The organism is Allocoleopsis sp., assembly GCF_036703385.1.
Classification (GTDB): Bacteria; Cyanobacteriota; Cyanobacteriia; order Cyanobacteriales; family Coleofasciculaceae; genus Allocoleopsis.
Genome location: NZ_DATNPA010000028.1, coordinates 1 through 12,150 on the forward strand (window position 1 = coordinate 1; position 12,150 = coordinate 12,150).

Here is a 12,150-nt window from a genome sequence, read left to right on the forward strand (position 1 = left end):
TTATCTGAGAGCCATTGCGGCTCGTACACTGCTTTAATCCTTCGGGTAATGGGTAGTTCACTTCTGGAACCGTCAACCTCCAGCCTTCAACCATCAACCATCAACCATCAACCTTCAGCCTTCAACCATCAACCATCAACCTTCAACCATCAACCATCAACCATCAACCATCAACCATCAACCATCAACCTCGAACCTTCAACCTTCAACATCGCCCCATGTCCCAAACGATTGTTGTCAAAGTTGGTACCTCCAGCCTCACTCAACCGGAAACGGGTCAGCTAGCGCTCTCGACCATTGCTAAGCTAGTTGAAACCCTCACCCAGCTACGCCTGTCAGGACATCGCATCGTACTTGTCACTTCGGGAGCTGTGGGTATTGGTTGTTCAAGGTTGGGGTTAAAGTCGCGACCCCAAACGATGGCTCTAAAACAAGCCGTGGCAGCAGTAGGCCAGGGACGATTGATGCGAATTTATGACGATTTCTTTACCAGCTTGCAACAACCGATCGCGCAAATACTCCTGAGTCGCCGTGACTTCATCCAGCGTAGTTGCTACGTCAATGCCTACGCCACATTTCGGGATCTGCTCCAGTTCGGCGTGATTGCGATCGTCAATGAAAATGACACCGTTGCTGTCGAGGAACTGAAGTTTGGAGATAACGATACCCTTAGTGCCCTTGTCGCCAGTTTAATTGAAGCCGATTGGCTGTTTTTACTCACCGATGTGGACCGACTTTACTCCGCCGATCCGCGTCAGGTACCCGATGCTCAACCGATTACCCTGGTAAACAGCATGGAGCATTTAGCCGAACTTCAAATCCAAACTGGGGAATCCGGTTCTCAGTGGGGGACTGGCGGCATGGTTACCAAAATTTCCGCCGCTCGGATTGCTACCAATGCGGGGGTGAGAACAGTGATCACAGAAGGACGATACCCTGAAACGATTGAAAAAATCTTACAGGGAGAACCCCTCGGCACCCAGTTTGAACCCCAACCTCGAACGGAAAGCGCCCGTAAGCGCTGGATTGCTCACAGTTTAGTCCCTGTAGGTAAGCTCTATCTGGATAATGGAGCCGTAGCGGCAATTTCTCAGGCGGGTAAATCCCTCTTAGCGGCTGGGATTACTGCTATTGACGGGGAATTTCACTCCTCAGAGGCGGTACAGCTATGCAACAGCAGTGGCGTGGAAATTGCTAGAGGGCTAGTCAACTACAGCAGCACCGAACTTCAGAAAATTCGAGGCCGTAAATCCGAGGAAATTCCCACGATTTTGGGCTATGCAGGCGCTGAAACTGTGGTGCACCGCGATAACCTCGTTCTGACCAATTAGCGTTGAGTTCGCGAAGGGGTAGACTGAATGGTGCGTTACACTTCGTTAATGCACCCTACAAGATCTGCGATCGCACTAGGTTACGGCTGCGCCTACCCTACCTGTGGGATTTTCCGGTATGGGTAGAGTTACCGTAAACGTAGTTCCCTTGCCGACTTCACTTTCTATAAAAATCTCGCCCCTGTGCAAGTCTACACATTCTTTAACAATCACTAATCCTAAGCCAACTCCAGGGGTAACGCCGATGTTACTACAACGAAAGAAAGGATTAAATAACTGAGCTTTTTCAGTGGAGGGAATCCCAATCCCTCCATCAGATAGTTGAAAAACAACTTGGCTGGGTTCGCAGCGTAACTCTAACCGAACTGGGTTCTTGTCAGGAGAAAACTTAATAGCATTGGAGAGCAAGTTTCTCAGGATTAATTTTAAGAGTTTCTCGTCCAGAATAACGTTAGTACAAGTTCCTTGGCACTCAAAGAGAATTGGGTGTTGATTCGCGGGATTCAACTGAAACTCGTTGACCATTTCACGAGCAACTTGTTCTACATCCAGAGAGGCGGGACTAAAATCTAGAGTTCCCATTTCGGCTTGCTGAACAATCAGCATATCTTCAACCAATTTGGTCAAATACTTAATAGACGATTGAATGCGTTGAAAATGTTTCTGCTTTTTTTCTGGTGTCAATCGTGAGTCGTAATGTTCAAGCAGATCCGCCGAAGACAAAATGGTGGTCAAGGGGGTACGGTACTCATGTGAGACAGTAGCAATGATACGAGATTTTAATTCATTCAGTTCTCGCTCTTTTTCAAGAGCTAATCGCAGGTCATTTTCTAAACGCTGGCGTCGAAAAATCTCTTGCCTAAGTTGCTCGTTTGTTTCCCTTAATTGAACAATACTCTCGGCGACTCGCCCTTCTAGTTCCTCATTTGTCTTTTCCAATAGAGCTTGGATTTCCTGTTGTTCAGTAACGTCATGAAAGACTAAAACAGCCCCTAGAATGTTACCTGCATCATTTTTAATCGGTGCAGCACTATCATCAATTGGGATTTCGTTACCATCTTTGGTAATCAGGAGAGTATGGTTTTCTAAACCCACAGTCACTCCCTCTTGAAGAACTAACTTTACCGGATTCTCAATCAGCTCTCGCGTTCTTTCGTTGATCGCCTGGAAAACGTGGCACAAATCACTCCCCAACACCTCTTCGGCGTTCCAACGGGTAAGTGCTTCGGCAACCGGATTCATAAACGTAACTAACCCTTGAGAGTCCGTTGTAATCACAGCATCACCGATACTTTTCAAGGTCGTGGCTAACCACTGTTCTCTCTCCCGAAGCTGCTGCTCTATCTGATGCTTGTAGAGAGCCATTTCAATTGTTGTGCCTAAGTCTCTAGCTTCAAAAGGTTTCAGAATATAACCATAGGGCTCTGTAACTTTGGCACGATTAAGCGTTTCTTCATCGGTGTAAGCTGTCAGATACACCACTGGAATTTGGAAGTGGGTGCGAATTTGCTCCGCCGCTTGGATGCCATCAACCTTGCCTTTGAGTTTAATATCCATCAAGACCAAGTCAGGGCGAGTTTCCGCTACCTTTTGCAGCGCAGATTCTCCTGAAGAGATAACAGCAGTTACACTATACCCAAGTGCTTGTAATCGAGTTTGAATATTAAAGGCAACAATATTTTCGTCTTCAACAATTAAGATTCTGGCTTTCACGATTTTTGCTACAATGGTTTCAATGGCTTATTTCAAAAAATGTTATTTTAAACTGGGTACCTAATCGACGGTCTAGTTCAAGAGTTCCTTCAAGTTGGTTGGCTAAAACACTAACTAATTGTAGCCCTAGAGATTTGACAGTTCTGAATTCAGAATCCTCTGGAAATCCTATCCCATTATCGGTTACTTGAAGTGTTAGTTGATTATCCGCATCTGAATAAAGAGCAACTTTGATGATTCCAGCCCTTCCCTGAGGGAAGGCATGTTTTAGGGCATTCGAGACCAACTCACTGATTATTAAACCACAAGGAATCGCTGTATTAATATTTAGAGTAACCTCCTCAATCTCTAGCTCTAAGGTGATTTGGCCTGGATGCACGCCATAAGCTCGGAATAAGTCATTGGTTAGCGATGTGATATATTCCGAGAAATTGATTTTTGCACAATCTTTGGATTGATACAATTGCTCGTGAATCAAAGCCATCGATCTGATGCGATTGTGACTTTCTCGGAAGGCTTCAAGCATGGCTGAATCATCAATGTACTGAGATTGCAAGTCCAGCAAGCTAGAAATCACCTGTAAATTATTTTTCACCCGATGGTGAATTTCTTGAAGTAAGACCTCTTTTTCCCGTAGCGATTCCTTAATTTGTGTCTCCGCCTGCTTACGCTCTGTGATGTCTAAGTCGATACCAGTTCTACGGATTGGCTTGCCCGTTTCGTCGTAATAGACCTGATATTTACTTTGTATCCAACGTATACTTCCATCGGGCAAGACTATACGGAATTCAATGTCGCCCTCCCCCTCCCCCTGAAATGATCGCTCACTGGCTTGGTGAACATGCTCCCGATCATCTGGGTGAAGCATTGCCACAAACGTTTCGTAAGAATGGTTGTCGTTGTTGGGGTCTAGGCCAAACAGCCGCTTAAAGTTATCAGACCAAGTTACCGTTTCTGTTTGAATATTCCAGTCCCAAAATCCCATGCGAGCAGCATCTAGGGCGAGGCTCAGTTGGTTTTCGTGATGGCGCAGTTGCTCTTCTGCCTGCTTGCGCTGTGTAATATCTAAGCTAATGCCGCTCAAGGTCACTGGCTTACCCATTTCGCCGTAAATGACCCGACCTTTCGTTTCGATCCAACGAATTGTGCCATCGGGCAAGACTATACGGAATTCAATGTCGCGGTCTGCCTCTATTTCCAGACTGTGGTGCATATAGGCATGGACAACATCACGGTCTTCTGGATGAATTCTTTGCAGATAGGTGTCGTAACTACCATCGTAACTACCGATCGCCCAGCCATACAATCGTTCAAAGTTAGGCGACCCAGTAATCATCACTCCAGTTTCCAGATTCCGATGCCAGTTTGCCATGCGGGCGGCATCTAGGGCGAGGCGCAATCGTTCTTCGCTGTGGCGCAGTTGCTCCTCTGCCTGCTTACGCGCTGTAATATCATTGCAGACAGCAAACAGTTGAGGGACTTGACCCTCTTTGGAAAAGAGAGGCTTTTTCAGGATTTGATACCAGCGTAGTTCGCCACTGGGAGTGTGGCTAGCCTGTTCGAGAATGAACTTCTGCTGTAACGTGGTTAACACCTCCTCCTCTTGGGCGCAAAGCTGTTGCGCTTCAGCGGGATAAGGCGTTAATTCAGCATTCGTATGTCCTAGGACTTCTTCAAGAGGGATGCCATAAAAATCTGCCAAGGCAAGATTTGCGAGTAGATACTTACCTTCCCTGTCTTTGACATAAATTAGGTTCGGATTGGTATCGAGTACGGTTTGCAGAAACTCCTTTTGAGCTTTGAGTTCCTCCTGCGATCGCTTATGTTCAGTAATATCCGTACTCACACCCAAGACTTGATTAACCTGACCCTCACTAGAACAAATCGGCTTTTTGATGGTTTGGAACCAGCGTACTTTCCCAGAGGGAGTCGGTAATGCCTCTTCGGGAATAATCTTTTCCCGTAACGTACTCAGCACTTCCCGATCTTGAGCCATGCAGTGTTCGACATCGGCAGGATTGGCATATAACTCAGAATTTGTCTTGCCCAGTAAGTCTTCAACCGTTGTTTCAAAAAAATCGGCTAAGGCACAATTGGCGAGTACGATTTTGTCCTCCCTGTCCTTGACCCAAATCAGGTTGGGAGTGCTATCGAGGACTGTTTGCAGAAACTCTTTTTGAGTATTGAGCGCCTCTGCTACTAACTTACGTTCTGTAATATCCGTGCAAACACCCAGCACTAAAGCAACTTGATCTTCCCTAGAAAAAATCGGCCTTTTAATAATTTGAAACCATCGTAACTCCCCTGTTGCTGTCGTGTGAGCCTCTTCTGGAATGAAAACCTGCTCCCTGTTGCTACTCACTACCCGATCTTCGGACTGATACTTCTCAATTTCAGCGAAATTGGGCTGAAAATCCGCATCTTTCTTCCCCAACAAATCTGCAACAGTTGTACCCCATAAATCAGCATAGGCTTGATTAGCCAGTATAATTGTACCCTCGGAGTCTTTGACAAAAATCAGGCTGGGATTTGTATCAAGGACAGCTTGAAGAAACTCTTTTTGAGCCTTGACTTCCTCTTGAGCTTGCTTGAGTTCTGTAATATCTGTGCCAACAGCCAAAACGAGGCAGGTCTGTTCATTGGGCAAAAATAGGGGTTTTTTGATGCCATTGATGTAACGGACTGAATTATTGGGTGTGATGAAGGTTGTTTCAGAAACGACTATAGTCTGATTCGTCTGAAACGCGGCTCGATCTTCGCGCTCAAATCGCTCAACATCAGCTTGATTGGGATGAATCTCAGCATCCGTCTTGCCCAATAAGTCTTCAACCTTCATTCCATAAAGCTCGGCAAAGGCAAGATTTGCAAGGACAATTTTACCGTCCTGGTCTTTGACAAAAATTACATTTGGGTTGGTATCAAGGACAGCTTGGAGGAAATCTTTTTGGACTTGGAGTGCTTGCTGTACACGAGAGCGTTCGGCAATTTCTTGCTGGAGAAGAGCATTGGCTTGCTCCAGCTCGGTAGTGCGTTCAGTTACTCGTTTTTCCAGTTGCTCATAGGCGTTTAAGAGTTCTAACTGTGCCTGTTTCTGAGCCGTAATATCTTGGATCATTGCGATCGCATACTGAAATACGCCATTGGGGTTAAAAACGGCTGAAACGGCTACCTTACCCCAAACAATACCACCATCTTTTCGGCAGTAACGCTTCTCCTGAAAGACGCCAGTTCGTTGCCTCGCTAGCAATTCCTGAAATAGGTTCAGGCTCGCGTCGCGATCGTCTGGATGCGTAAACTGAGTAAAAGGCTGGTTCTGAAGTTCCTCTTTTGTATATCCGATGAGTTCCTGAAAAGCCCGATTGGAGGCGAACAACTGCCCCTGTGTGTCGATGAGTGCTATACCGATGGGAGCAAACTCAAATACTGTACGAAATCGCTGTTCACTCTCCCGCAAAGCCTCTTCTGTTTGCTTATGCAGGGTTAGGTCGCGACAAATCGCTAGGACGGTTTCGACAGAGCCATCAGCGGCGAATTCTGGGAAAAGACGGGATTGGTAATAGTTCCAACCCTGAGGCGTGAGGTAACTGAACTCATGCTCATCGGATTGACGGGTTTGGAAAACCCTTTGGATGGATGGTTCCCACAACGAGATGAGTTCTTGCGGCATACCCAGTTCCCGATGAGTTTTCCCGATAAACTCCTGAGTTGACATCCCCGTTGCCAGTTCAAGGGCTGGGTTGACATAAAGATGACGCAGTTGGCGATCGAACCGAGAAATAATATCGGGAGAATGTTCGACCAGCGCTGTGAATTCTTGTTGCCGTTGATGTAGAAGTTCCTCGGCTCGTTTAGACTCAGTAATGTCTTCGGATAGACCCGCGATCGCCCAAGTTTCCCCGAACGAATTCCGGATAGGAAAACAGCGCGATCGCATCCACCGAATCGAGCTATCCGGTCGTACAATCCGATACTCCGCTTTGTACTCATACTGAAGGGGTTGAGCAAAAGCTGCAACGAAATGCTCGCGATCACTCGGATGAATCGAGTCCACCATTAACTGCAAGTGACCGCCAGGGTAAGTATACAAGCTTTCCAGCCGACGACCCCAAATCGTTTCAAAAGCCGGACTAACGTAAAGTAACTGCTGATAATCGGCTGAGGTCAACCAGAAGACTTCCTGAATTGGTTCTGCCATTGGTCACAACTGACGTTATGTGAACTACCTACGCTCTCTTTACGGGTGAGCTTAGGCTTCTAGCTTATGGACGAGAAAGTTGACGAACATTCCCCAGCCAACCTCTTGTATACATCACAAAATGTAACGCCTGGGGGTAAGCGAGCATAAACTTTTATCAAAAATTTAGGACATGTCGGGAATTGCGCTCCGGCTCACTGTTGTACTCTTGTAAGTCCCCTGAAGGACCCATGAATTCGATAAGCTAGACACACTAATACTTCCTCCGAAAGGGAGGGTATGATGAAAAAGACTAAAGCTTTTTTACGATCCGCTTTGTTGGTGCATCTTAGGCGACTGCGCTACGGGCAAGCTGCCCAATCGCTTCAGAAAGCTATAACCATCAAGCATCCTTGGTTTAAGCAGATCGCTGCCTCAGCCTTGGCAACTGTGGCATTCGCTTCAGTGGGAACGGCTTTAAAGCCTACCCTGACTCAAATCACGTCTGCGACTCTGCCTTTGACTGCAACAGCAAGAGTTAACACCGACCTCAATCCTCAACCGACAAAAATTGCGGCCTCATCGCAGCTAAACTCTACTCCATCGACCATCGCCCAACTACAAACTCGTGACAGTCGCTATCAGGCCATGCAGTTGCTTGACATTGGAGGACTCATCCCCATTATTGTGGTGGGGGGTCTGATTATCGTTGTGCCGCTGTTGTTCGGCGGATTGGTGGTGATTAGTGAACGAGAAGTCGGTATTGTGGTTAAGAAATTTGCCCTTTCCGGTCGCGGACTTCCACCCGGACGTCTGATTGCCTTGGAGGGCGAAGCGGGATATCAAGCCGATACTCTCGCCCCCGGTTGGCATTGGGGTTATTGGCCTTGGCAATATAACGTTCGCAAAGAATCCCTCACTATTGTCCCTCAAGGGGAAATTGCCCTCGTAGTAGCTGCCGATGGGGGTTCCATCCCGGCGCAACGCATTCTGGGGAAAGTGCTCGCCTGCGATAATTTCCAAGATGCCCGGAAGTTTCTCAAAGGGGGTGGAGAAAAAGGTCGTCAGTTGGGTATCCTCACCGCCGGAACCTACCGGATTAATACGGCTTTATTCACCGTGATTACTGCCGCTAACGCCAATCATCATGGCATGAAGCCTGAGCAGTTGCGACTATATAGTATTTCTCCGGACAAAGTGGGCATTGTCACCACCTTTGACGGTATCTCGATCGAAGAAGGAGAAATTGCAGGCCCGATTATCCCCCATCACGATAACTTCCAGAATGTGCAAAAATTCATCGATGGGGGTGGGCGACGCGGTTTACAGGAACAAGTTCTGCTTTCCGGTTCTTGGAACCTGAACCCTTGGTTTGTCGGCGTTGAACAAGTCGCCATGACGGAAATTCCCATTGGCTATGTCGGCGTGGTGATTTCTTATGTTGGCAAGGCACAAGAAGATGTCAGTGGGGCAGCTTTCACTCACGGAAATTTAGTGGAACCGGGGCATAAGGGCGTATGGATAACACCGCTTTATCCTGGAAAACATCCCCTTAATACCCGCATTCTCAAAGTTGAGTTGGTACCAACGACTAATATTGTGCTCAACTGGTCAGGCCGAACGGAACGGCACAGCTACGACTCGAAACTCTCCTCTCTCACAGTGCGTTCTCAGGATGGCTTTGCCTTTGATTTGGAAGTGGCTCAAATTATCCATGTCGGGGCGTTAGATGCACCCAAGGTGATTTCTCGTGTGGGTGCCATGCAGAATCTAGTAGACCATGTGTTGCAGCCAACAGTCGGAAACTACTTCCGCAATTCCGCTCAAGCCTATACTGTACTCGACTTTCTCACAGCACGTTCCGAACGGCAGGTGGAAGCCGCTGAGTATATTAAAGTCGCACTCCGCGCCTATGATGTCCAGGCGATCGATACCTTAATTGGGGATATTTTGCCGCCAGCAACGCTGATGACAACCCAAACCGATCGCAAAATTGCGGAAGAACAACGCAAGACGTATGAAGTACAGCAAATGGCACAAACTCAGCGGCAGCAGTTGGTCAGAGAAACTGCGATCGCAGATATTCAGCAAGACTTGGTGAAATCGGAACAAGGGGTTAAAATTGCCGAACTCAAGGCCAATGCCAGAGTGAAGGAATCCGCTGGGGAAGCCGAAGCCATCCGAGTTACGGGTAATGCCAAAGCCGAAGCCTACAAAGCTGGTGTCGATGCTTTGGGAGGACAAGGTTATACCGCATTGCAGCTAATGCAGATTATCGGCGATCGCAACGTGCGCGTTGTCCCCGATGTGGCGGTTAGCGGCAATGGCAGCGGTGCTGGCTTAGTAGATGGGTTATTGGGCATGATGATTCGTTCTCAAGCGAGTCACTCCAATGGCAAACCGCCGTCCCAGCCTCCTGTACCACCCGTAACGGAAACAATGACGGCTGAGTTGGAACCGGAACCGTTAATTGCAATCCCACAACCGTCGCCTCCCCGTTCAGAGAGTGCGCCGTCAACAGACGCACCTCCAACCCCTAAACGTCAGGGTAGAAAGGCACCCCCACCACCCCCGCATCAGGTTGCGATCGATTCATTCTTCGACCAATTTCCACAGGATGCTCCACCAATCGACTAAGAAATCTGGGCAGAAGTCTTTGACCAATTCCCAGACTGGATGCAGGAAAAACAGATTTTAATCGGTCAAATCGTTATCCTCTGCAATCGGAACTCACAGGAATTTTCCTCCAAAAACTCTGCGTTCCTCTGCGCCTTCCTCCGTGTGCCTCTGCGTTAAAAAATAGAATTCTCCTAGTAACCGATTCGAGATCAATTATCTTCATCCTTCTTGATGAGCTATTGTGTAAACCCTGATTGTCCAAAGCCGCAAAACCCTGAAACCCAAAAATGTTGTCAGGGATGCGGCTTTAATTTATGGGTACAACAGCGTTACCGCGCCATTAAGTTAATCGGTGAAGGTGGATTTAGCAGAACCTTTCTTGCTGTCGATGAAACTGAATCTGCTTGTGTACTGAAGCAGTTGTGGACAAAGAACCTAACCCCTGAAGATTCAAAAAAAGCGATGCCGAAGGCGGTTCGCGAAGTGACCATCGCTCTTTTTCAACAAGAAGCACAACGACTGAAGGAATTAGGCCAGCATCCCCAAATTCCCACCTTACTGGCACACTTTGAAGAAAATCACTACCTCTACTTAGTGCAAGAGTTTATTGATGGCATGAACTTGGCGAAAGTAGTAGAGGAAGAAGGGACATTCAGCGAGGCTCAGATTTGGCAACTTCTCGATGATTTATTGCCAGTCCTGAAGTTTATCCACGACCATCAAATCATTCACCGCGATATTAAGCCAGAAAATATCATTCGCCGTACCTCTCCCCCTACCCGTTTAGATCCCCCCTTGCCCCCCTTAAAAAGGGGGGACGCAGTTGATCCATCGATTTCACAGGGACTAAGAGAGGGGACTTATACTTCCCCCTTCCCTACTAGAAGGGAAGGGGGTCAGTTGGTATTGGTTGACTTTGGTGCAGCCAAATTAATCACAGGAATTAACTCCCTGAAAGCAGGCACCCGTATCGGCAGTCCAGAATATGTCGCACCCGAACAAGCGAGAGGAAAAGCCGTTTTTGCGAGTGACCTTTACAGCTTAGGGGTTACCTGTATTTACTTACTGACTGGCATCCCTCCATTTGATTTATTCGATGTTGTTAACGATCGCTGGGTGTGGCGAGATTATTTAACAGAGGATGTGAGCGATCGCCTGGGTCAAATTTTAGATAACCTGCTGCAAAATGCACTTACCCGACGCTTTCAATCGGTTGATCAAGTGATGCAAGCGATTGCAGATACTCAGGAACAATCCAGCTTCTCTCAATTCTGGCAGAAATATTACCCAGGGACGCACAGCCCTCCTCCGATCCTATGGCAATGCCGACAAACTCTGAGCGGTAATTCAGCGGTCAATTCAGTAGCCATCAGCCCTAATGGTCAGTTTTTGGCAAGTGGCTATGAGGATAAAACCGTTCGCTTATGGAATTTAGAAACTGGAGAGGTAATTTCTACCCTGATGGGACATGCGCAAGGTGTAAAATCGGTTGCTTTTAGTCCTGACGGGACAATGCTCGCGACAGGGAGTGATGACCAAACCATCAAATTGTGGAATGTGAGCAATGGTCAGGAAATTTATACCTTGTGTGGGCATTCCCACGCCGTAAAGTCCGTTGCCTTTAGCCCTGATGGTCAGGTGTTAGCGAGTGGCAGTTGGGATAAGACGATTAAACTGTGGAATGTTCAGACTGGTGTGGCAGAAAAGACGCTGACGGGTCATGGATTGCAGGTTAGTGCTGTGGCGTTCAGTCCGACAGATAATATTCTGAGCAGTGCCAGTTGCGATCGCACTTGGCGTTTGTGGGACTTGGCATCGGGTTCATCAACCCCTTTTTACGGTCATGCTTGGGCTGTTTTTGCGATCGCCTTTAGTCCGGATGGCGAAACCCTGGCAACGGGCAGTGACGATAACACGATCATTCTCTGGGATCGGAAAACAGGGAAACAACTTTACACCCTTTCAGGTCACTCTTGGTCAGTGGTGGCAGTTGCCTACTCGGCGAGAACACCTACGGCGAACAGTCCGGATGGGGAAACTCTCGTCAGTGGCAGTTGGGACAAAACGATTAAGCTTTGGCAAGTCAGTACAGGGAAAGAACTTGCTACCCTCACGGGTCATTTAGACTCAGTATCCAGCGTCGCGAGCAGTTCCAATGGGCAGATAATTGCAAGCGGGAGCAAGGACAAGACGATTAAGCTTTGGCATCGACAGAAATTATCGTGAAAATTATCGAGGAAGAACGTCGTCTAATCGTAGTTGTAAAGTGGGGAAGAGGGGTGATGCGATCGCTTGTCCCAATCTATACTGTTG

At 47.6% G+C, this 12,150-nt stretch carries 5 protein-coding genes and 1 pseudogene; 3 read left to right on the forward strand and 3 right to left on the reverse strand.

Features of this window, described 5'->3' with window-relative positions:
• Positions 1-218: 218 nt before the first annotated feature.
• Positions 219-1,331: a glutamate 5-kinase gene (gene proB / locus V6C93_RS01520; RefSeq protein WP_333474874.1), complete on the forward strand. Its 1,113-nt coding sequence runs from the start codon at positions 219-221 to the stop codon at positions 1,329-1,331.
• 75 nt (positions 1,332-1,406) lie between these two features.
• Here proB and V6C93_RS01525 read toward each other — a convergent pair whose 3' ends face one another.
• Positions 1,407-3,044, reverse strand: coding sequence for a hybrid sensor histidine kinase/response regulator (locus V6C93_RS01525; RefSeq protein WP_333474875.1), 1,638 nt, complete (start codon positions 3,042-3,044; stop codon positions 1,407-1,409).
• Positions 3,045-3,063: 19 nt separating this feature from the next.
• Entirely contained in the window at positions 3,064-7,239 is a 4,176-nt protein-coding gene (locus tag V6C93_RS01530) for a PAS domain S-box protein (RefSeq protein WP_333474876.1), read from the reverse strand.
• A 279-nt stretch (positions 7,240-7,518) separates the two neighbouring features.
• Between V6C93_RS01530 and V6C93_RS01535 the strand changes: the two genes are divergently transcribed.
• A complete protein-coding gene (locus tag V6C93_RS01535; RefSeq protein WP_333474877.1) occupies positions 7,519-9,855 on the forward strand; it encodes a flotillin family protein in 2,337 nt (778 codons plus the stop codon).
• Positions 9,856-10,068: 213 nt separating this feature from the next.
• On the forward strand, positions 10,069-12,063 hold the full coding sequence (locus V6C93_RS01540) for a serine/threonine-protein kinase (RefSeq protein ID WP_333474878.1): 1,995 nt from the start codon (positions 10,069-10,071) through the stop codon (positions 12,061-12,063).
• A gap of 3 nt (positions 12,064-12,066) precedes the next feature.
• Here the strand turns inward: V6C93_RS01540 and V6C93_RS38040 are convergent.
• Positions 12,067-12,150, reverse strand: a pseudogene (locus V6C93_RS38040) (Uma2 family endonuclease); the annotation flags it as partial.